20 protein-coding genes are annotated in these 21,020 nt (G+C 62.8%); 15 read left to right on the forward strand and 5 right to left on the reverse strand.

Annotated elements, in window-relative coordinates; genetic code table 11:
- Positions 1 to 10 precede the first annotated feature (10 nt).
- The 5 genes from prpB (at position 11) to ACP7BV_RS01535 (ending at position 9,811) form a co-directional block, all read left to right on the forward strand.
- Entirely contained in the window at positions 11 to 898 is an 888-nt protein-coding gene (prpB, locus tag ACP7BV_RS01515) for a methylisocitrate lyase (RefSeq protein WP_426100772.1), read from the forward strand.
- Positions 899 to 923: 25 nt separating this feature from the next.
- Entirely contained in the window at positions 924 to 2,078 is a 1,155-nt protein-coding gene (gene prpC / locus ACP7BV_RS01520) for a bifunctional 2-methylcitrate synthase/citrate synthase (RefSeq protein ID WP_426100774.1), read from the forward strand.
- A 16-nt stretch (positions 2,079 to 2,094) separates the two neighbouring features.
- Entirely contained in the window at positions 2,095 to 4,689 is a 2,595-nt protein-coding gene (acnD, locus tag ACP7BV_RS01525; RefSeq protein WP_426100776.1) for a Fe/S-dependent 2-methylisocitrate dehydratase AcnD, read from the forward strand.
- Positions 4,690 to 5,880 carry a 2-methylaconitate cis-trans isomerase PrpF gene (gene prpF / locus ACP7BV_RS01530; protein ID WP_426100778.1) on the forward strand — a complete coding sequence of 397 codons (1,191 nt, stop codon included), beginning with the start codon at positions 4,690 to 4,692 and terminating at the stop codon, positions 5,878 to 5,880.
- Between the two features lie 307 nt (positions 5,881 to 6,187).
- Entirely contained in the window at positions 6,188 to 9,811 is a 3,624-nt protein-coding gene (locus ACP7BV_RS01535; protein WP_426100780.1) for an EAL domain-containing protein, read from the forward strand.
- An 88-nt stretch (positions 9,812 to 9,899) separates the two neighbouring features.
- Here ACP7BV_RS01535 and xth read toward each other — a convergent pair whose 3' ends face one another.
- Complete coding sequence (gene xth / locus ACP7BV_RS01540) at positions 9,900 to 10,670, reverse strand: exodeoxyribonuclease III (RefSeq protein ID WP_426100782.1); 771 nt, start codon at positions 10,668 to 10,670, stop codon at positions 9,900 to 9,902.
- A 475-nt stretch (positions 10,671 to 11,145) separates the two neighbouring features.
- Between xth and ACP7BV_RS01545 the strand changes: the two genes are divergently transcribed.
- Genes ACP7BV_RS01545 through ACP7BV_RS01560 form a run of 4 tightly spaced genes read left to right on the forward strand, consistent with a single transcriptional unit; the run spans position 11,146 to position 12,717 of the window.
- Positions 11,146 to 11,529 carry a hypothetical protein gene (locus ACP7BV_RS01545; protein ID WP_426100784.1) on the forward strand — a complete coding sequence of 128 codons (384 nt, stop codon included), beginning with the start codon at positions 11,146 to 11,148 and terminating at the stop codon, positions 11,527 to 11,529.
- Positions 11,529 to 11,717 (forward strand): DUF1653 domain-containing protein, encoded by a 189-nt coding sequence (locus ACP7BV_RS01550; protein WP_426100786.1) that lies wholly within the window; start codon positions 11,529 to 11,531, stop codon positions 11,715 to 11,717. The genes ACP7BV_RS01545 and ACP7BV_RS01550 overlap by 1 nt, the downstream gene beginning before the upstream one ends.
- 40 nt (positions 11,718 to 11,757) lie before the next feature.
- Positions 11,758 to 12,231, forward strand: coding sequence for a CreA family protein (locus ACP7BV_RS01555; protein WP_426100788.1), 474 nt, complete (start codon positions 11,758 to 11,760; stop codon positions 12,229 to 12,231).
- 33 nt (positions 12,232 to 12,264) lie between these two features.
- The gene (locus ACP7BV_RS01560; RefSeq protein ID WP_426100790.1) at positions 12,265 to 12,717 is read left to right on the forward strand and encodes a hypothetical protein; all 453 of its coding nucleotides are present in this window, start codon (positions 12,265 to 12,267) and stop codon (positions 12,715 to 12,717) included.
- 223 nt (positions 12,718 to 12,940) lie between these two features.
- Here ACP7BV_RS01560 and ACP7BV_RS01565 read toward each other — a convergent pair whose 3' ends face one another.
- Complete coding sequence (locus ACP7BV_RS01565) at positions 12,941 to 14,434, reverse strand: leucyl aminopeptidase (protein WP_426100792.1); 1,494 nt, start codon at positions 14,432 to 14,434, stop codon at positions 12,941 to 12,943.
- A gap of 68 nt (positions 14,435 to 14,502) precedes the next feature.
- Here ACP7BV_RS01565 and lptF point away from each other — a divergent pair, with 68 nt between their 5' ends.
- The 5 genes from lptF to ACP7BV_RS01590 all read left to right on the forward strand — a co-directional run bounded on the left by lptF (position 14,503) and on the right by ACP7BV_RS01590 (position 18,870).
- Positions 14,503 to 15,642, forward strand: coding sequence for an LPS export ABC transporter permease LptF (gene lptF / locus ACP7BV_RS01570; protein ID WP_426100794.1), 1,140 nt, complete (start codon positions 14,503 to 14,505; stop codon positions 15,640 to 15,642).
- Positions 15,639 to 16,817: an LPS export ABC transporter permease LptG gene (gene lptG, locus ACP7BV_RS01575; RefSeq protein ID WP_426100796.1), complete on the forward strand. Its 1,179-nt coding sequence runs from the start codon at positions 15,639 to 15,641 to the stop codon at positions 16,815 to 16,817. The genes lptF and lptG overlap by 4 nt, the downstream gene beginning before the upstream one ends.
- Positions 16,817 to 17,194 carry a sirohydrochlorin chelatase gene (locus tag ACP7BV_RS01580; RefSeq protein WP_426100798.1) on the forward strand — a complete coding sequence of 126 codons (378 nt, stop codon included), beginning with the start codon at positions 16,817 to 16,819 and terminating at the stop codon, positions 17,192 to 17,194. The genes lptG and ACP7BV_RS01580 overlap by 1 nt, the downstream gene beginning before the upstream one ends.
- Before the next feature lie 68 nt (positions 17,195 to 17,262).
- A complete protein-coding gene (locus ACP7BV_RS01585) occupies positions 17,263 to 17,502 on the forward strand; it encodes a glycogen-binding domain-containing protein (protein WP_426100800.1) in 240 nt (79 codons plus the stop codon).
- Positions 17,503 to 17,580: 78 nt separating this feature from the next.
- Entirely contained in the window at positions 17,581 to 18,870 is a 1,290-nt protein-coding gene (locus ACP7BV_RS01590; protein ID WP_426100802.1) for an alpha-amylase family glycosyl hydrolase, read from the forward strand.
- A gap of 66 nt (positions 18,871 to 18,936) precedes the next feature.
- Here the strand turns inward: ACP7BV_RS01590 and ACP7BV_RS01595 are convergent, their stop codons facing one another.
- Positions 18,937 to 19,248 (reverse strand): hypothetical protein, encoded by a 312-nt coding sequence (locus ACP7BV_RS01595; RefSeq protein ID WP_426100804.1) that lies wholly within the window; start codon positions 19,246 to 19,248, stop codon positions 18,937 to 18,939.
- 87 nt (positions 19,249 to 19,335) lie between these two features.
- Entirely contained in the window at positions 19,336 to 19,512 is a 177-nt protein-coding gene (hemP, locus tag ACP7BV_RS01600; RefSeq protein WP_426100806.1) for a hemin uptake protein HemP, read from the reverse strand.
- Between the two features lie 203 nt (positions 19,513 to 19,715).
- Between hemP and ACP7BV_RS01605 the strand changes: the two genes are divergently transcribed.
- Entirely contained in the window at positions 19,716 to 20,123 is a 408-nt protein-coding gene (locus ACP7BV_RS01605; RefSeq protein WP_426100808.1) for a hypothetical protein, read from the forward strand.
- 128 nt (positions 20,124 to 20,251) lie between these two features.
- Here the strand turns inward: ACP7BV_RS01605 and cobA are convergent, their stop codons facing one another.
- Positions 20,252 to 21,016, reverse strand: a complete 765-nt coding sequence (gene cobA, locus ACP7BV_RS01610) for a uroporphyrinogen-III C-methyltransferase (RefSeq protein ID WP_426100810.1) — start codon at positions 21,014 to 21,016, stop codon at positions 20,252 to 20,254.
- Positions 21,017 to 21,020 lie beyond the last annotated feature (4 nt).

The following is a 21,020-nucleotide window of genomic DNA, read 5'->3' on the forward strand; positions in this document are numbered from 1 at the left end:
AAGGACAATCATGGCCCAAGTTTCCGCAGGCGCGGCATTTCGCAAAGCTGTTCAAGAAGAGTTGCCCTTACAAGTGGTCGGCGCCATCAACGCCAACCACGCCTTGCTGGCCAAGCGCGCCGGTTTTCGCGCTATTTACCTGTCCGGCGGCGGCGTGGCCGCCGGCTCGCTCGGCCTGCCGGACCTGGGCATCTCCAACCTGGACGACGTGCTGACCGACGTGCGCCGCATTACCGACGTGTGCGACCTGCCGCTGCTGGTGGACGTCGACACCGGCTTCGGCTCGTCCGCCTTCAACGTGGCGCGCACGGTGCGCTCGATGATCAAGGCCGGCGCCGGCGCCATCCACATCGAAGACCAGGTCGGCGCCAAGCGCTGCGGCCACCGTCCGGGCAAGGAAATCGTCAGCAAGCAGGAGATGGTTGACCGCATCAAGGCGGCAGTGGATGCGCGCACCGACGACAGTTTCGTCATCATGGCGCGCACCGATGCGCTGGCCGTCGAAGGCCTGGAGTCGGCCATGGAGCGCGCCATCGCCTGCGTGGAAGCGGGCGCCGACATGATCTTCCCGGAAGCGATCACCGACCTGGCCATGTACGCCACGTTTGCGAAAGCGGTCAAGGTGCCGGTGCTGGCCAACATCACCGAGTTCGGCGCGACCCCGCTGTTCACGGTGGACGAACTCAAAGGCGCCGACGTCGGCCTGGTGCTGTACCCGCTGTCGGCCTTTCGCGCCATGAACAAGGCGGCCGAAAACGTCTACGGCGCGATTCGCCGCGACGGCACGCAAAAGAACGTGGTCGACACCATGCAGACCCGCATGGAACTGTACGAGCGCATCAACTATCACGATTTCGAGCAAAAGCTCGACGCGCTGTTCGCAGCCCAGAAAAAATAAACCAACTATTCCAGGAGACTCCAGCATGAGCGATGTACAAGCAACCCCCTTCAAGCCAAAAAAATCGGTCGCCCTTTCCGGCGTCACCGCGGGCAACACCGCGCTGTGCTCGGTCGGCAAAACCGGCAACGATCTGCACTACCGCGGCTACGACATTCTCGACGTCGCCACCAACAGCGAGTTCGAAGAAATCGCCTACCTGCTGGTGCACGGCAAACTGCCGACCAAGGCTGAACTGAAGGGCTACAAGGCGCACCTGAAGTCGATGCGCGGCCTGCCGCAGGCGGTCAAGTCGGCGCTCGAGGCGCTGCCGGCGTCGGCCCACCCGATGGATGTGATGCGCACCGGCGTATCGGTACTGGGCTGCGTGCTGCCTGAAAAAGATGACCACAACGTGCCCGGCGCCCGCATGATCGCCGACCGCCTGATGGCGTCGTTCGGCTCCATGCTGCTGTACTGGTACCACTTCAGCCATAACGGCAAGCGGATCGAGACCGAGACGGACGACGAGTCGATCGGCGCGCACTTTCTGCATCTGCTGCACGGCAAAAAACCATCCAAGGAATGGGAGCAGGCGATGCACACCTCGCTGATCCTGTACGCGGAACACGAATTTAACGCCTCCACCTTCACCGCGCGCGTGGTCGCCGGCACCGGTTCCGACATCCACTCGGCCATCACCGGCGCCATCGGTGCGCTGCGCGGTCCAAAGCACGGCGGCGCCAACGAAGTCGCGCTTGAAATCCAGGAACGCTACGAAAACCCGGACGAAGCCGAAGCGGACATCCGCAGCCGCGTGGCCAACAAGGAAGTCGTGATCGGCTTCGGCCATCCGGTCTACACCGTGTCGGACCCGCGCAACGTGGTCATCAAGGAAGTGGCGCGGTCATTGTCCACGCAGGCGGGCTCGATGAAAATGTTCGACATCGCCGAGCGCCTCGAAACGGTCATGTGGGACGTTAAAAAGATGTTCCCGAACCTGGACTGGTTCTCGGCCGTGTCGTACCACATGATGGGTGTGCCGACTGCCATGTTCACGCCCTTGTTCGTGATCTCGCGCACCTCCGGCTGGGCCGCGCACGTGATCGAGCAGCGCATCGACAACAAGATCATTCGCCCGAGCGCCAACTATGTCGGCCCTGAAGACCTCACCTTCGTGCCGATTTCGGACCGCAAGTAGACCACTGGGAATCATCATGAATACGCAATTTCGCAAGTCCCTGCCGGGCACCAAGCTCGATTATTTCGACACCCGCGCCGCGGTCGACGCGATCGAGCCGGGCGCCTACGACAAGCTGCCCTACACCTCGCGCGTGCTGGCCGAAAACCTGGTGCGCCGGTGCGATCCGGCCAGCCTGAATGCATCGCTGTCCCAATTCATTGAACGCAGGCGCGACCTAGACTTTCCATGGTTCCCCGCGCGCGTGGTGTGCCACGACATTTTGGGCCAGACCGCCCTGGTCGACCTGGCCGGCCTGCGCGACGCCATCGCCCTGCAAGGCGGCGACCCGGCGCTGGTCAACCCGGTGGTGCCGACCCAACTGGTGGTGGACCATTCGCTGGCGGTGGAGTGCGGCGGTTTCGACCCTGACGCTTTTGAAAAAAACCGCGCCATTGAAGACCGCCGCAACGAAGACCGCTTCGACTTCATCAACTGGACCAAGAAGGCGTTCAAGAACGTCGACGTGATCCCGCCCGGTAACGGCATCCTGCACCAGATTAACCTTGAGCGCATGTCGCCCGTGATCCAGGTGCTCGACGGCGTCGCCTTTCCCGATACGCTGGTCGGCACCGATTCGCACACCCCCATGGTGGACGCGCTCGGCGTGATCGCCATCGGCGTGGGCGGCCTGGAAGCGGAAAGCGTGATGCTGGGCCGCGCCTCGTGGATGCGCCTGCCCGACATCATCGGCGTGGAACTGACCGGCAAACCGCAGCCTGGCATTACCGCCACCGACACCGTGCTGGCGCTGACCGAATTTTTGCGCAAGGCGAAGGTGGTCTCGTCGTACCTGGAGTTTTATGGTGAAGGCGCGTCGCACCTGACGCTGGGCGACCGCGCAACGATCTCGAACATGGCGCCCGAATATGGTTCGACCGCAGCCATGTTCTACATCGACGAGCAGACCATCAAGTACCTCAAGCTGACCGGACGCGACGACGAGCAGGTCTTGCTGGTGGAACTGTATGCGCGCCATACCGGCCTGTGGGCCGACAGCCTGAAAACGGCGCAATACGAGCGCGTGCTGACGTTCGACCTGTCGTCGGTGGTGCGCAATATCGCCGGCCCGTCCAACCCGCACAACCGCGTGCCGACCTCCGAACTGGCAGCGCGCGGCATTAGCGGCGTGGTCGAGAACGAACCTGGGCTGATGCCCGACGGCGCCGTGATCATCGCCGCCATCACCAGCTGCACCAACACCAACAACCCGCGCAACATGATCGCCGCTGGCCTGATCGCGCGCAACGCCAACCGCCTTGGCTTGACGCGCAAACCGTGGGTCAAGACCTCGCTCGCGCCAGGCTCCAAGACCGTCACGCTGTACCTGGAAGAAGCAGGCTTGATGCCGGAACTCGAGCAGCTCGGCTTTGGCGTGGTGGCGTATGCCTGCACTTCGTGCAACGGCATGTCCGGCGCGCTTGACCCGGTGATCCAGCAAGAGATCATTGATCGCAAACTGTATGCGACCGCGGTCCTGTCGGGCAACCGCAATTTTGACGGGCGCATCCACCCGTATGCGAACCAGGCCTTCCTGGCGTCGCCGCCGCTCGTGGTCGCCTATGCGATTGCCGGCACCATCCGCTTCGACATCGAAAAAGATATCCTCGGTCTGGACGCCCAGGGCAAGCCCGTCACGCTCAAAGACATCTGGCCGCTGGACGAAGAGATCGACGCCATCGTCGCTTCGAGCGTCAAGCCGGAGCAGTTCCGCAAGGTCTACATCCCGATGTTCGCCAAACAGGCCGACGATGGCCTGAAGGTCAGCCCCCTGTACGAGTGGCGCGCGCAGACCACCTACATCCGCCGTCCGCCTTACTGGGAAGGCGCGCTGGCCGGCGAGCGTGCACTGAAGGGCATGCGTCCGCTCGCAGTTTTGGGCGACAACATCACCACCGACCACCTGTCGCCATCGAACGCGATTATGCTTGACAGCGCAGCGGGCGAATACCTGGCCAAAATGGGACTGCCGGAAGAAGACTTCAATTCCTACGCCACCCACCGGGGCGACCATTTGACGGCGCAGCGCGCAACCTTTGCCAATCCCACGCTCAAGAACGAAATGGTGCAGGTCGACGGCAAGGTCAAGGCCGGCTCGCTGGCCCGCATCGAGCCCGAAGGCACGGTCACGCGCATGTGGGAAGCGATTGAAACCTACATGGAGCGCAAGCAGCCCCTGATCATCATCGCCGGGGCCGACTATGGCCAGGGTTCCTCGCGCGACTGGGCCGCCAAGGGCGTGCGCCTGGCCGGCGTGGAAGCGATCGTCGCCGAAGGCTTCGAGCGCATCCACCGCACCAACCTGGTGGGCATGGGCGTGCTGCCGCTGGAATTCAAACCCGGCGTGGACCGCAATACGCTGGCGATCGACGGCAGCGAGACGTATGACGTGATCGGCGAGCGCACCCCGCGTTCGACGCTCACGCTGGTGATCAAGCGCAAAGGCGGCGAGCAACTCATGGTACCGGTCATCTGCCGGCTCGACACGGCCGAAGAAGTGGCGATCTACGAAGCGGGCGGTGTGCTGCAGCGCTTTGCCCAGGATTTCCTCGAATCGACCAAGGCGGCCTAGATGTCCAGCGTACCCCAGACCAAAATCGCCGCCACCTATATGCGAGGCGGCACCAGCAAGGGCGTGTTCTTTCGCCTGCAGGACCTGCCGCAAACGTGCCAGTATCCAGGTCCCGCGCGCGACGCGCTGCTGCTGCGCGTGATCGGCAGCCCCGACCCGTACGGCAAGCAGATCGACGGCATGGGCGGCGCCACCTCGTCCACCAGCAAGGCCGTGATTGTCTCGCCCAGCAGCCGCGAAGGGCATGACGTCGATTATCTGTTCGGCCAGGTCGCCATCGACAAGGCGTTTGTCGACTGGAGCGGCAACTGCGGCAACCTGTCGGCGGCTGTGGGATCGTTCGCCATCAGTGCCGGCATGCTCGATTCGGCGCGGGTGCCCGCAGACGGCGTGTGCACGGTGCGCGTCTGGCAGGCCAACATCGGCAAGACCATCATCGCGCACGTGCCGGTCAGCGGCGGCGCGGTGCAGGAAACGGGCGACTTTGCGCTTGACGGCGTGACGTTCGCGGCGGCCGAAGTGCAGCTCGAGTTCCTTGATCCGGCCGCCGACGAAGAGGGCGCGGGCGGCTCGATGTTCCCGACCGGGCATCTGGTCGACGATCTGGAAGTGCCGGGCGTGGGCACTTTCAAGGCGACTATGATCAATGCCGGCATCCCGACCATTTTTCTCAATGCGAAAGAGATCGGGTACACCGGCACCGAGCTGCAGGAAGCGATCAACGGCGACGCCGCGGCGCTTGCGCGTTTCGAAACCATCCGCGCGCATGGCGCGGTGCGCATGGGCCTCATCAAGCACATTGCCGAAGCGTCCAGGTTCCAGCACACGCCGAAGGTGGCGTTCGTGTCGGGGCCGAGCGACTATGTCTCGTCTAGCGGCAAGCAGATCCCGGCCGGGGACATCGACCTGCAGGTGCGCGCCCTGTCGATGGGCAAGCTGCATCACGCGATGATGGGCACGGCCGCGGTGGCGATCGGCACGGCGGCGGCCATTCCCGGCACGCTGGTCAATCTCGCCGCTGGTGGCCTTGCGCGCACGGCGGTGCGCTTTGGCCACCCGTCCGGCACGCTGCGCGTGGGCGCCGAAGCGCACCTGGTCGACGGCGAGTGGAAGGTCAAGAAAGCGATCATGAGCCGCAGCGCGCGCGTGCTGATGGAAGGCTGGGTACGCGTGCCGGGCGACGCGTTTTAATTCACGCTGAAGGGTGGGGAAGGATGCCTTCCTCGCTTGCCTTGCCGTCCTCTCGTGGTAGAAGGCAGCGTGCATTGGCGTTTCCACTGTGCCGGGACGGGCCGGTAGTTGTCTTTTAGCCAACACATTTTGCTAATGCTTCTCCAATTGTCTCCAATTCCCACGCGCCCCGTGTGGTAAGAATGCCCGGAAGCACTCTCCCAGAGCGCTCCGGGCGCTTGTTTTTCGGCCAGTTTTGTAACTTGGGTGCAATTGTGGTTTATGATCACAGCTCCCTTGGCTCCCGCTCATCAGGCGGTTTTCCTGCATGGACCGCGCACTTACCAACCACGATTTCATCGTCGACGCATTACAGCTGATCGCGTCTCCCGCATGCGCCTGCGACGCTGCGGGCACCGTGTTTGCGTCCAATGCCGAACTACGCGACCTGCTTGGCGCGGCGGTAGATGGTGTTCGCCTGGTCGACCTGTTCGCCGCAGGCGCGCTTGCGGAGGGCGCCGCGCACGCGCACAGCGCCCAGACCAGCGCCTGTCGTTGGCAAAGCGCGCTGCGTGCAAACGGCGCCGAAGTGGCAGTGCAGATCACGGCCAAGCCGCTGGCAAACGGCCAAGGCGCCACCTTTGTCTTTACCGATATCCGCCGTTTTGAAGGTGACGCTGCCGAACTGCGCACCACACTGCTCGAACAGAAAGCGCTCTTCGAAAATGCGGCCGTGGGCATCCTCCTCAGTAAAAGACGGACCATCGAGGAATGCAACATCCGCGCCGCGGAAATGTTGGGCTATGCCGAGCACGAACTGATTGGCATGAGCAGCGTGTGCATCTTCCCTTCGGTGCAATGCTACGAAGAGATGGGCGTCGAGGCCGGCCCCGCGCTTTCGTCGGGCGCCGCCTTTACGCGTGAAATGGAATTGCGGCGCAAGGATGGCCGCTTGCTGTGGTGCCGTATTTACGGGCGCGCCGTCGACCCGCACAATAGCGCGCACGGCACGATCTGGATCGTCGAGGATATCGACGAGCCGCACCATAATGAGGACAAGCTGCGCCGCGCGCTGCTCGAGATGCAGGCCATCATGGACAACGCGCCGTTAGCGATTGCCTTCCAGCGCGATGGCACCATCCTGCGCTACAACAGCCAGTTCGCCCAATTCTTTGGCTTTGCGGGCGACGACGGGGTAGGGCGCACTGCGAGCGAATTGTATGCGTGCGCGCAGAGCTACGACGCGATGCTGGAAGACGCCGGTCCACTGCTGCGCTCCGGCCGCCCGTACCAGGCCGACGGCTTGATGCGGCGCCAGGACGGCCTCACTTTCTGGGCCCATGCCTACGTCTACGTCATCAATGCCGGGCGCGAGCGCCAGGACACGATCTGGATCCTGGACGACCGCAGCGCGCAAAAGGCGGCCGAGGAAGCAACCAAGAAAATCCTGCTCGAACAAAAGGCGATTCTCGACAATGCGTCGGTCGGCATCCTGTTCAGCAGGGGCGGCGTGATGTTGTCGTGTAACCCGCGCTTTGCCGAGATGTTCGGCTCCACCATCGACCAGATGACCGGGCGCCGCGCGCTCGAGGTGTTCCCGTCCGAAGAGCTGTACCAGCAGTTCGGGCGCGACGCCGGACCCTTGCTGGGCAACGGCTTGCCGTTCGAGAAAGCGGAGTACCAGTTCAGGAAAAAGAACGGCGAATTGTTCTGGTGCCGGGTGCGCGCCAAGGCGGTCGACACCGACCGCAGCGAAGAGGGCACGATCTGGATTCTGGAAGACGTCACCGAAGCGCGCCAGACGCTCATCGAGGTGCAGGCCCTGATGACGAATGCGTCAATGAGCATCCTGTACACCAAGAACCGCGTGATCAAGCGCTACAACCGCGGCTTTGCCGAGATGTTCGGCTACCATGATGACGAAGGCCTCGGCCTGCCGGGCCGCGCGCTCTATCCCAGCGACGACGTCTATGCTGCCGTTGGCGCTGAAGCGGGGCCGCTGCTGTCGGTCGCCAAGCCGTTCCAGACCGACGTCTGGATGGCCCGCAAGGATGGTTCGGTGATGTGGTGCCAGCTGATCGGCTATGTGGTGAACCCGGAAGACCCGAGCCAGGGCACGATCTGGATCATCGAAGACCGCACCGACGCCAAGCGCGCCGAGGAGTCGCTGCGCAACGCGCTGCTGGAAAACCAGGCCATCCTCGATAGCGCGGTGCTCGGCATCGCCGTGGTGGAACACGGTTTTAATCTGCGCTGCAACGCCAAGATGGAAGAATTGTTTGGCTACTCGACGGGCGAAATCAATGGCCTGTCGGTGCAGTCGCTGTATCCCGACAAGACCAGCTGGGAGCAGGCGCGCCTTGAGACGGCGCGCGACTTTCGGGCCGGGCGCGTGAGCATGTCCGAGTTCCAGCTGGTGCGCAAGGACGGCACCTTGTTCTGGGCGCGCCTGTCGGGCCGTCCGTTCGAACTGGAACGTGTTACCGGCCGCTCGGTGTGGCTGGTCGATGATGTGACGGCGCGCCGCGAGGCGGCCGAAGCGATCCGGCGCGCGCGCGACGAACTCGAAGTGCGGGTGCTTGAGCGCACCGCTGAGCTGGCCGGCGCCAACGCGCTGCTGCAGGCCGAGATCGTCGAGCGGCGCCAGGCCGAGGCGCGCGTGCACCACATGGCTTACCACGACAGCCTGACCGGCCTGCCCAACCGCGCGCTGCTGTCGGACCGGCTCGACCGCGCCATGCTGGCCGTGCAGCGCTCCGAGCGCAAGCTGGCCGTCATGTTCATCGATCTCGACCGTTTTAAAACCATCAATGATTCCCTCGGCCACCTGACCGGCGACTACCTGCTCAAGGAAGTGGCCAGCCGCCTGTGCCGCGCTGTGCGCGCCAGCGACACTGTGGCGCGTCTGGGCGGGGACGAATTCGTGGTGCTGGTGCCGGGCATCCGCGAGCCGGAAGAATGCAGCCACGTGGCCGAAAAGATCATTGAAGCGCTGGCTTTGCCGTTCCCGTTCGAAGGACGCATGCTGCACATTACGCCGTCGATCGGCATCAGCATGTATCCGGACGACGGCGCCGACGTCGAAACGCTGATGCGCCACGCCGACGCGGCCATGTACCACGCCAAGGCGAACGGGCGCAACAACTACCAATTCTTCATGCAGCGCATGAACCAGGCCGCAGCCCAGCATTTTGAACTTGAGAGCAGCCTGCGCGGCGCCATGGCCAAGGACGAGTTCGAGCTGTTTTACCAGCCGATCATCGACACCGCCACGCGCCGCCTGCACGCGATGGAAGTGCTGCTGCGCTGGCGCCGGCCGCACGATGGCTTGATTTTGCCGGACCACTTCATCCCGATCATCGAAGAGAACGGCCTGATCGTGCCGATCGGCGAATGGGTGATGCGCAGCGCCTGCGCCCAAAGCATGGCCTGGCAGCGCCAGGGACTCAAACCGGTACCGCTGACGGTGAATCTGTCGCCGCGCCAGTTCATGCACCGCGGGCTGATCGAGTCGATCCAGTGCGTGCTCGACGAAACCGGGATTGATCCGGCGCTGCTCGAATTCGAGATTACCGAAACGGCGCTGATGCAGCACGGCGAACAGACGCTCGAAATTCTCGGGCAGATCAACGACATGGGAATCCGCCTGTCGATCGACGATTTCGGCACCGGTTATTCGAGCCTGGCCTACCTGAAGCGCTTCCCGGTCAAGAAGATCAAGATCGACCGCGCCTTTATCAAGGACCTCGAACAAAGCACCGAGGACCGCGCCATTGTGGCGGCCATCATGGCGCTGTCGAACAGCCTGCAGCTGTCGGTCGTGGCCGAGGGCGTGGAGACCGAAGCGCAGTACGCGCTGCTGCAGCAGAACGGCTGCCAGTACGCGCAGGGCTACCTGTTTGCGCAGCCGCTGGAGGCGCGCGAGGCCGCCGAGGTTCTGAAGAACACGTAGGGCGCAAAAACGCGCAGCGTGCATTGCGCCAGGCGCCGCCGACGGCTTACGGTAGCGCGCGCATTTGCTGTTTCGCCCGGCACAAGGGCTACGCCAGCGTGGCAATCACCGGCGCATGATCCGACGGCTGCTCCCACTTGCGCGGCGCGCGGTCGATGGCGCAGGCCACGCAGCGCTCGGCAAGCGCGGCCGACAGCAAGATGTGGTCAATCCGCAGCCCCTTGTTCTTCTGGTAACCCAGCATCCGGTAATCCCACCAGCTGAACGACTTGTCCTGCTGCGGGAACATGCGAAACGCATCGGTCAAACCCAGGTCGGTCAGCGCAGTCAAGGCGGCGCGCTCCTTGTCCGAACACAGCACCTGTCCGGCCCACGCCGCCGGGTCATGCACGTCCTGGTCGGCCGGGGCGATGTTGTAGTCCCCCAAAATGGCCAGGCCAGCGCCCGCGTGCGCTGCCATCTCGTCGGCCAGCCAGTCGCGCAGCGCGGCAAGCCATGCCAGCTTGTAGCCGTATTTGTCGGAGTCGACCGACTGCCCGTTGGGCACGTAAGCGCAAATGAAACGGCTGCCCGCTATCGTGGCGGCAAGGATGCGCTGCTGCGCGTCCGGATAGCGGGGATTGTTCTTGACCACGTCGCTGATCGGATGCTTCGACAGGATCGCTACCCCGTTATACGTTTTCTGGCCGCTGAACGCGACCTGGTAACCGGCTTCATTAATTTGTGCGATGGGGAACTTATCGTCTGTTAATTTTGTCTCTTGTAAGCAGAGCACGTCGACCGGGTTTTCAGCTAGCCACGTGAGCAAGTGCGGCAGGCGGACTTTCAGGGAGTTGACGTTCCAGGTAGCGATTTTCATGTTGTAGTGTTGTATAAATGTTGCAGGTATGCGCAGTATCAACCCAGCCGCAATTTCGTGCAAGATCGCGCGACCACCGAATTTATTCTGTTTTATAATGATCCAAGGCAACTTGTGCTAATGTCGCAGTAAGATTCTTGGCAAGTTATGCTATGTTAATTTCACGACACTATTGCTTTTTTCTGCAGAACAGCCTATAAGTGTTGCAAAGTGTAACAACAGTAATACTTTACGCGGGTTTCGTACTATTGTTACTCGACGGGAATTAAAAATTGCATTCTTATAACGGAGAGCGTAATATAAGTTGTGGCGGTAAGCTTGTGCACCGACCGCGCTTACATGTTTTCCGTAGAATCAGGCACTACTAGTCCTGAAAAGCTGTGCTTCCAAGGCAGCCAGACAGGTGGTTCTAATTCGAAACTACGTGTTTCAATTAGTGATAAAAATGCGAACACAGCATTTGTAAAGGATCGAAATGCGCAATGCATTTGAAGCATGGGCCCAGCGTGATGGTCACATCGTACGCCGCCGCGAAGACAAACCCGAGGAATACCTCGTATTCGAGACGCAGCGCCGCTGGGTAATCTGGCAGGCAGCGTTAGCGCATGGCAAAACTGCCGCAGCGACGACGAAGTATGCAGCGCCCAAGCTTGCCGCGAAAGAGGTCAGCCCAGAGAGCGTGCGCGCCGCCGCGCCCGCCACGTCCGACGAGAGCGCCGTGCGTAACCGCGTGCTCAACGAAGTGCTCGACGCTTTCAGCGACCTGGACGACACCGCCGGTATTGAAGGCGTGCTCAAGGTGATCCAGGGCCTGAAGAAAAAGCAGAAGGCCATGGCCGAAGACAAGTCCGAAAGCTGATGCAGTTTCGGCACTACAAGGGTGGCCTGTACCAGCTGGTATGCGTGGCCACGCTTGAATCGGACCTGTCCGAAATGATTGTCTACACGGCTCCCGACGGGTCCTTCTGGACCCGGCCGCGAGACGTGTTTTTCCAGCTGGTGGAAGTCGACGGCACGCTCGTGCAGCGCTTCACGCCGGTACCGTAATGCCAGGCCCATGATGCGGCCGCAACCTCCAGGATTTTTTATGCGCATAAGCCATGTGGCCATCGGCGTCGTCTTGTCTGCCGCCTTCCAGTTTGCCAATGCCGAGACCATCGGTTCGGTCGACACCGTGTTCAAGCTGATCGGGCCCGATCACAAGATCGTGGTCGAAGCGTTTGACGACCCCAAGGTGGGCGGCGTGAGCTGCTACCTGTCGCGCGCCAAGACCGGCGGCATCAAGGGCGCCATCGGCCTGGCCGAAGACAAGTCCGATTCGTCCGTCGCCTGCCGCCAGGTGGGCGCGCTCAGTTTCAACGGCAAGGTCGCGCGCACCGAAGAAGTGTTCAGCGAGCGCGCGTCGATTTTTTTCAAGCACACGCGCGTCGTGCGCATGGTGGACCCGAAGCGCAATACGCTGGTCTACCTGGTTTACTCCGACAAGCTGATCGAGGGCAGCCCGAAAAACAGCGTGACGGCCGTGCCGGTACCCGCGAACCAGCCAATTCCGCTACAGTAGGCGCTGCAGCACTCAACGCTAAAGGAGGATGGCATGGCATTCACAAGACACTGGGGCGCGCTGGCGCTGGCCGCTGCGCTGGCGGGCTGCGCGACGATCAGCGAGTCGCCCATGCAGCGGCTTGAAATTCATACCATCTTCGACAACCGTGAAATCACGGGCGTGGGCTGCGTGATCACCAATGACGCGGGGCGCTGGTTCGTCACGGCGCCCGGTCGCGTATCGGTCAGGCGCAGCGCGGGCAATCTGTTCGTGGACTGTCGCAGGGGTACCGAGAGCGTGGGGCAGGAGCGCTTTGCGTCAAGGCCCAATGCGAGCGCCATGATCGGCAATGTGGCAACGGCCGGCCTGGGGTATCTGCTCGATAAAAAAACCGGAGCGGGGTTTGATTACCCCGAGACGCTCACGGTGCTGATGAAGGCGAGCAGGCCGGCGGCAGCGGCCCCCGGGACGCAGCAGGGCAATCCGGGTAACCCTGTGTATTGAGAGCGTCGGAAAGTACGCCTGTTGCCATATCGTCCTCGCGAAGGCGGCACTGCATGGCTTTGGCCGTTCGTCCTTCGGGATCAAGCGGTAGGTCGGATAAGCGCCAGCGCAATCCGACCTACGCTCCTGACTGCGGCGCGTTCACACGAGTGGCAGCGCCGTCGTATTCTTGAGCACAAAAAAGCGGCCGCACGGGCCGCTTTTTGTCTTCAACAACCGCTGCTTACACGCGGTTGATCAAGAACTGCGTCAGCAGCGGCACCGGACGCCCGGTCGCGCCCTTGGACCCGCCCGACTTCCACGCCGTACCTGCGATATCCAAATGCGCCCAGGTGTACTTGCGCGTGAAATTCTCCAGGAAGCACGCCGCCGTCACGCTCGCGCCACCAGGGGTGCCGATGTTGGCCAGGTCGGCAAAATTCGACTTGAGCTGCTCGTTGTAGGCTTCCTCGATCGGCAGGCGCCATGCGGTGTCGCTGGTCTGCTTGCCGGCGGCGAGCAGTTCGGCCGCCAGCTTTTCGTGCGCCTCGTCGCTGCGGGTGAACAGGCCCGAATTATGGTTGCCCAGTGCGACGATGCAGGCGCCCGTCAGCGTGGCGATGTCCACCACCGCTGCCGGATTGAAGCGCTCGACGTAGGTGAGCGCATCGCACAGTACCAGGCGCCCTTCGGCGTCGGTGTTCAACACTTCGATCGTCAGGCCATTCATCGACGTGACGATGTCGCCCGGCTTGGTGGCGCGCCCCGACGGCATGTTCTCGCAGCTGGCGATGACGCCAATGACGTTGAGCTTGAGGTTCATTTCGCCCAGCGCGCGGAAGGTGCCCAGCACCGAGGCGGCGCCGCCCATGTCGTACTTCATCTCGTCCATGCCGGCGCCGGCCTTGATCGAAATGCCGCCGCTGTCGAAGGTGATGCCTTTGCCGACCAGGACCACCGGCGCGTCCTTCGACTTGCCGCCCATGTGCTTGAGCACGATGAATTTCGGCGGCTCGTCGCTGCCGTTGGTGACCGACAGGAAGCTGCCCATCTTGAGCGCTTCAAGCTGCTTGCGGTCGAGGATCTCGACGTCGAACTTGTATTCCTTGGCCAGCTTTTTGGCCGTGTTGGCCAGGTAGGTCGGGGTGCACACATTGGCCGACAGGTTGCCCAGTTCCTTGGTCAGGTCCATGCCGTTGGCGATCGCTTGCGCCTGCGCCAGCGCATTTTTGGCCTGGGCCGTTGCATCGAGCGCCAGCGTGACTTTTTTCACGCCCGCAGGCGCCGGATCCTTCTTGCTCTTCTGGCCGTCGGTGCGAAAGGCAGCCTCGTGCGCGCAGCAGAGCACGGTGCGAATCGCCCAGGCGGCGTCGCGCTCTTTCACATCGGCCATCGGTAGTGCGATAATGGCGTCCGTCGCGCCCAGTGTGGAGAACACCTTGAGCGTGGCGGTCACCGCAGTGGTAAAGCTTTTCTCGCTGACCGACTCCTCATTGCCAAGGCCGACGAGCAGCACGCGGGCGGCGCCCACGCCAGCCAGGCCGCGCAGCGTCAAGGTGGTGCCTGGCTTGCCGGTGATGTCGCCGGACTTGAGCGCGGCGCTGATTTCTCCGCCGTGATCGAGCTCTTTCGCTGCCGGCGACAGTTTTTTGTTTTCGAATACCGCAACCGCGATACAGCCTGTTTTGGCCGACGCGATGGTGTTTTTTGTATCGAATGCTTTTATGCTAAAGTCCATTTGAATCTCCATGTCGTGTTTTTCGCGTATTTGACGCGCACTGCCTAAACTATGATGTCCAACTTCGAATGATTTTTCAACGCGCCTTGCAACGTGAACTGGCCGCTTCGGCCGGAGCTACCTTCACCGTACTGTTTTCGATCCTCGTTACCTGGACCCTGATCGCCATTCTTGGCAAGGCCGCCGGTGGCAAGGTCGCCACAGGCGACGTGGTCGCGTTGATCTTCTTCGCAATGCTGAATTATCTGCCAACTGTCCTGACTCTCACCAGCTTTATTTCCGTTCTGGCCGTCGTCACGCGCAGCTATCGCGATTCCGAGATGGTTGTGTGGTTCGCCTCGGGCCTGTCGCTGGTGCGCTGGGTCCGGCCCGTCATGACCTTCGGCCTGCCGCTGGTGCTGCTCACCGCCGTCGTCAGTCTTTACGCCGGTCCCTGGGCCAAGATGAAAAGCACGGAGTTCGTCCAGCGTTTCGAAACACGCGAAGACCTGAAAAAAGTCTCGCCCGGCCAGTTTCGCGAATCGTCCTCCAGCAACCGCGTGTTTTTCGTCGAAGGCGTCTCGGGCGAATCGACCGTGGTGCAAAACGTGTTTGTCAATACCGTCGAGGACAAGATCAATACCGTCGTCGTCGCCAAGGAAGGCGTGATCGAGGCGGACGGCAAGGGCGGGCAATTCCTGGTTCTCAAGAACGGCCGACGCTATCAGGGCACGCCAGGGCAGGCCGATTTCCAGTCGATGGAGTTTGAACGCTACAGCATGCGCGTGGCCACCAAGATGCCCGTGACCGGCGGCGCCTTGCCGCCCGACGCGATGTCGACCATGGCGCTGGTAGCGGCGCCGAGTCCGGAAAATCGCGCCGAACTGCTGTATCGCATCGCCGAGCCGCTGACCTGCCTGCTGCTGATCTTGCTGGCCATTCCGCTCGGCTTCGTCAATCCGCGTGCCGGTAACGCGGCCAATATGATCGTGGCGCTGCTGATTTTTTTCACCTACATTAACCTGGCCAAGATGACCGAGTCGGCCGTTGCCCGCGGCAAGCTGCAATTTGCCACGGCCTGGTGGCCGCTGCACCTGCTCGTAGCGCTGTGGGTGGTGGGAATGTTCGCCTGGCGCCTGAATGTGAATCACCGCCTCCATCCCAAGGTGCTGTGGGCGGCGCTCAAGCGGCGCCGGCACGCGCCGCGCTGCAAGGCGAGTGCGGCATGAAAATCCTGCAGCGTTATTTCGCCGTCTCGATCGCCCAGGCGGTTGCCTTCGTGCTGGTCGCTTTCCTGGCGTTGAACGCGTTCTTCGACCTGACCGGGCAGTTGCCTGTGATTGGCAACAACGGCTACCGGCTGCAGCACGCGCTGCTGTTCGTGCTGCTGCGCTTGCCGTATCACGTGTATGTCGTGATGCCGATCGCCGCGCTGCTGGGCACCATTTATACGATGGCGCAGTTTGCCGCCAGTTCCGAATTTACGATCATGCGCGCGTCGGGCATGTCAACCCGGCAGGCCGCCTGGATGCTGTTCAAGATCGGTATCGTGCTGGTGCTGATCACCTTTATATTCGGCGAACTGATCGCGCCGCGCACCGCACCGGTGGCCGAACGCATGCGCCTGTCCGCGCGCGGCGCCACCGTCACCCAGGGCTTCGTCAGCGGCATGTGGACCAAGGACGTGGTGCGCAGCGAGGGCATCACCGGCGCCGTGACGGGTTCGCGTTTTTTTAACGTGCGCCAGTTTCGCAATGACGGCCAGCTGATCGACGTGCGGCTCTATGAATTCGACACCAACTTTCGCATGCGATCGCTGATCACCGCCGCGCGCGGCAGCTACAAGGGCAACAACACCTGGCGCCTGGAAGAGGTCACGCAGACCGTGTTTTCAAACACCGCGCCGGACGCCGCACCGGCGACGGCCGCAGGGCAGCAGGGCTTGTCCAACTACGGCCAGGACAGCAGCCGGGTCGTCACGCGCAAGCTGCCGGGGATGGACCTCGTTTCCGAGGTGACGCCCAAGATCATATCCGTCTCGGCCTCCGACCCAGACCGCATGTCGGCCAATGAGCTGGCCGTCTATGCGCGCCACCTGAGCGAGAACAAGCAGGAGAGCGAGCGCTTCCAGATCGCCTTCTGGAAAAAGCTCTTCGATCCGCTTGCCATTTTCGTCCTGATGGCGCTCGCGCTGCCGTTCGCCTACCTGCAAACGCGCAGCGGCGGGATCAGCATCAAGATTTTTGCGGGTATCATGCTCGGTGTCGGCTACATGCTGGTCAATAGTTTGTCCGCAAGCCTGGGCGTACTTAGTTCCATGCCGGCGCCGCTGACGGCAATCGCGCCCAGCCTGGTGTTCCTGGCACTCGCATTAGTCGCGCTGTGGCGCGTTGAAAGGCATTGATGACCCGTTCCCTGATCCTGTTTGCCCATGGCGCGCGCGCCGCGTCGTGGGCCGCGCCGTTCGAGCGGCTGGCCGCGCTGACCCAGGAACGCATGCCGCAGGTACCGGTGTCGCTGGCGTTCCTGGAATTGATGGAGCCGCGCCTGCCCGCCCATGTGGCCGAGCTGATCGCCGGCGGCGTGACCGACATCACCATCGTACCGGTGTTCCTGGGGCAGGGCGGGCATCTGCTGCGCGACCTGCCGCTGATGGTCGAGCAACTGCAGAGCGACCATCCGCAGCTCGCGCTGCGCGTGGCCGGCGCGGTCGGCGAAGACCCCGGTGTGCTCAACGCCATGACCGACTACTGCGTGGCGGCGTTCTCCAGATCGGCTTGACCGTAGCCGGCGTTGGCGATGGGCAGGCGTTGTAAAAGCGCTGCGCCACGCGGTAAAATACTGCCATCATGACAACCACCAATCCACCCCTGCGGCCCGACCTGCTGCCGCAAAAAACCGCGCGCGGCATCCGCTTTACTTTCGACGGCGGGGCCGGCATCGACTCCGTCGCGGTGGCAGGCACCTTCAATAACTGGGTGGGCGACAGCTTCCCTCTCACGCGGGTGGGCGCCGTCACTTGGCAGGCCATGGTGCCGGCCAAACCCGGACGCCATCACTACAAGTACGTCGTCAATGGGCGCGACTAGATCGTCGACCCCGCCAATCCCTGGATTTCGGAAGACGCGCAGAACAACTCCTGCTTTACCATCAACGAGTTCGGCGACGTGTTCGTACGGGCCGGCGAGGCCTCCCAGCAAACGCCCGGCGACCTGTACCGCCGCCGCAGCGCTGTAGCAAGTGCGCCGTGGCTCGCCAATGGCGTGATTTACCAGCTGTCGGTGCGTGCCTTCGGCGGCACCTTTGACGGCGTGCGCGAGCGCCTGGGCTACCTGCAGGAGCTTGGCATAAGCGTGATCTGGATAATGCCGGTGCAGCCCATCGGCGTGGCCGCGCGCATTGGCGAGAAGGGCGACCCCTACGCGGTGCGCGACTTCATGGCCATCGATCCGGAGCTGGGCACTGCCGATCAACTGCGCGCGCTGGTGGCCGACATCCACGCGCGCGGCATGCGCATCATGCTGGACTGGACGCTCAACCGCGCCAGTTGCGACAACGTGCTCACCGTAAGCCATCCTGCATGGTTTATGCGCGACGCCGGCGGCGCAATTTACTATGCGGTGCCGGACCGCGCCTGTTTCGCCGGTTTCGACTTCAGCAACCGCCACTTGCGCGCCTGGCTGCTCAAGGCCATGCAGGATTGGGTGACCGGCTTTGATCTTGACGGCATGCGCTTTGACGACGCCGACATTACCCCGCTCGACTTCCTGGACGAGATCCGCGCCGCGCTGGTCGCCGTGCGGCCCGACATCGGCCTGATTTCACAATCGACCGACGAACTGCATCACCTCGACGCCTGCGACCTGACGTACGACGGCGGCGCGCGCGAGACCATGCTGCGCATCGCCGCCGGCGAAGCGACGGCCAACGCGCTGCGCTGGCAATGGGAAGAGTCCACCTACACCTTCCCGCGCGGGGCGCTGCGCATGCGCTGGCTGGAAGAAAAGGAGCAGGGCAGGGCTTTTCGCTACTTTGGCCCTGCGCTGCATCTGGCTGCGGCCGCCGTCGTGCTCACGCTTGACGGCGTGCCGCACCTGATGATGGGGCAGGAATTCAACGAGCCGCGCTGGCAGGACTGGCGTTCGCTGTTCGACGATTTCCGCCTTGACTGGGACAGCTTCGACCAAAGCACGTTCAAGCATTACCAGGCGCTGATCAAGTTGCGCCGCGCGCATGCGGCGCTGCGCCAGGGCGCGGTGCACTTCGTGCGCAGCGGCGTTCCCCAGCTGCTGGTGTACTGGCGCAGCAATGCCGATGCGCGTCTGCTGGTCGCGGTCAACCTCGCCGACACCGCCTGCGCGCTGCCCGCCGCCTTCGAAGCCCAGCAGATGCTGTACGCGCACGGTGTGCGCGGCCAGACACTGGCGCCTTTCGGCTGCGCCATCGCCAAAGCCTGACTAGTTGGGGCGTGCGAGCTCATACCCAGCTCGGACCCAGCTCAGACCCCGGCGCCGCAATGCCGGTCAGTGACTGCGCGGGCCGAAGCTGGGGAATAATTTCGGCCGGGTCGGCCGCGGCATCGCCTTGTCGACGACCAGGGCCCACTGCTCCGACAACTGCTGGCAGGTGGCTCGCAGCACCGGGTTCAGGTCGCCATGGCCGGCCAGCGCCTTCAAATGCCGTTCAATGACCGACGCCAGCTTCACGCACGCTCCCGCCTGCCCGGCCTGGGCGCTGTAGTGGGTCATCAAGTGCAGCGCGCTGGAGACCAGCAGTTCCGGCTGGGGCGGCAAACCGGGCGCGGTTGAGGGGGAATTTGTCAGGTCGATAGCCATGCAACGCTCCTAATAATGGTGGTTGATTGGCTCGCTTGCCGCATGGTGGCGGATGGCTGGCTGCATTCAGGGGAATTCAGGGAAAATTCAGGCGGTCAGGATCAGCTTGTTCAAGCGCGTCAGCCGCAATTGGTAGATTTTGCCCTCGTGCTCGATCTCGATCGACCGGGCTTGCCGAAGCAAGTCGTGGCTGCTCAGACGCACCGGCTGCGTTTGCCGGGCGGCCGGCGCCGCGGCGTGCTGCGGTAAAGCGTGCTTAGTCATCGGCTCACCTCCTGTTAAATGAGAATTATTCGCATTTGGATTATGGCCCATGGCGCCCGGGTTTGCAAGCGCCAAAAACGCACCCGGTAAATAATCGGTTCGTTTGTTTTAAATCAGTGTCAAACGGGACGTGAACGTTTGACGTGCACCGTGATTGGGACCAGACTTTCTTGATATTTTCTGCGATTCGATTGGGTCTGATCATGCTTGCAAACACCCTCAAATACCTGTTTGCCAACGTGCTTGACGTGTTCCGGCGCACTGAAGTTGCGTTCGCTTCGTTTGGCGCCGAACGGCGCTGCGCGTTACGGCTGGACCGGCTTGGCGACCGCCTCCATCTGATGGGTGAGCGCATCAATCTTTTGCGTTCGCGCATGCACGATGAGGTCGGCGAGGCAATCGATACCGATCACGCACTGCGCAACGCCTTGCGCGGTTTAAAGGAAGATATTCGGGAGATTCGTTGCCAGCTGGCCGGGATGCAGTCGCCGCAGCTCAGCGCGCGCTTGCAGCGCGCCTTTGCCAGGCTGGGGAACATTGCGGAACTGACCTACGCGAGTGCTGACAAGCTGCAGTGGGAGATTGACGAGCATGACCAGCGGTTTGTGTAGGTAGTCGCAAAGCCTCTACTGTAGGGCGGAAAAGCCCGCAGGGCGCATTCCGCCGAGAGGTCCCCGGAACGCTTGGCAAAATGCGCCCTGCGGGCTTTTCCGCCCTACGCCTTGCTCAATATATCGATTTATGCCCGCAGGCGCGCTGGCTTCGGCTCCGGCTCCGCGGCATCTGACGCCTGCTTCTCGCGCTGCTTCATCGCCTCGCCCAGCATCACCAGCACCGGTCCATGCGCCTGTCCCAGCCCTTGCGCCAGCGTCGCCAGCGTCAGCCTGAAAATGCGCTGATCGACCCGGCTGCAGTTTTCAATCACCACCACCGGCGTGTCGGGCCGCCGTCCCTGGTCCAGCATGCGCTGCGCCGTCACGCTCGCCTCGCGCCCGCCCATGTACTGCACCAGCGTATCGGTGTCGGGAATGGCCGATTGCCCCGCGTGCTCGGGCGCCGTGCTCGACGTAAAAAACGCCACGCTGCGCGATACGCCGCGCTTGGTCAGCGGTTGCCGCGTTGCGGCAGCCGCCGCCAGCGCCGTGGTAATGCCCGGCACCACTTCAACGGCGATTCCCGCTTCTTCCAGCGCGCGCAATTCTTCATCCGCGCGCCCGAACAGCATCGGGTCGCCACCTTTCAGGCGCACCACGATGGCGTGTTTTTTGGCGTTGTCGACCAGCTGCTTGTTGATGAACTGCTGCGCCGTCGACAGCTGGCCGCAGCGTTTGCCAACCAGGATCTTCTGCGCTTGCGGGCACAGTTCCAGCATCTCGGCGGTCACCAGCGCGTCGTGCAGCACCACGTCGGCTTGCGCCAGCAGGCGCGCACCGCGCAGCGTCATGAGGTCCTGGGCGCCGGGGCCGGCCCCCACCAGGTAGACTTTTCCGGGAACAGCTGTCATGGTG

This window comes from Massilia sp. TSP1-1-2 (assembly GCF_049896185.1).
GTDB lineage: Bacteria > Pseudomonadota > Gammaproteobacteria > Burkholderiales > Burkholderiaceae_D > Telluria_A.